At 35.1% G+C, this 547-nt stretch carries 1 protein-coding gene; it reads right to left on the reverse strand.

The annotated features are described in order from the left end of the window. Positions 1-130: 130 nt before the first annotated feature. The coding region (locus HZY83_RS06685) for a threonine/serine exporter family protein (protein ID WP_179943278.1) at positions 131-547 on the reverse strand (417 nt) is incomplete at its 5' end.

Here is a 547-nt window from a genome sequence, read left to right on the forward strand (position 1 = left end):
ACGTAATAAATCCCACTGTTTATCTGTGGACGGTGTTGATTGAGAGTTTGGATCTGATTGCGTATCGATTTTTACATATCTTGTTAATCGGTTAATAATTTGTTCTTTCATTATAATCATCCCCTTAAGGTTAAACTCTATTATTCATATTATAAGATTTTCTATAAGTTTTACCTTTGATTTTACCATAATACTGTTTAATACGAGTGTAAATATAATAGATGATTTCAGACACAAGTATACCGAAAGCGATGGCGCCCGAAATTAAAGTGACCTCTAAAAATGTATTTACTGCATAAGTATAATTATTAGAGACTAAGTAGCGAGTCGCTTCGTATGCAGCTCCTCCTGGTACTAAAGGAATGATTCCTGGAACGATAAAGATGATTACAGGTCGTTTATATCGTCTGCTCATAGTATGACTCATTAAACCTAAAATTAAGCTTCCTAGGAAAGAAGCGCCTACTTTTCCTAAGTCCATCGCAACTGTGAATTGATAAATTGTCCAAGCTACTGCACCTACGAAACCACAAGCTACAAGTCCCCA

Source organism: Gemella sp. GH3, assembly GCF_013415425.1.
Taxonomy (GTDB): domain Bacteria; phylum Bacillota; class Bacilli; order Staphylococcales; family Gemellaceae; genus Gemelliphila.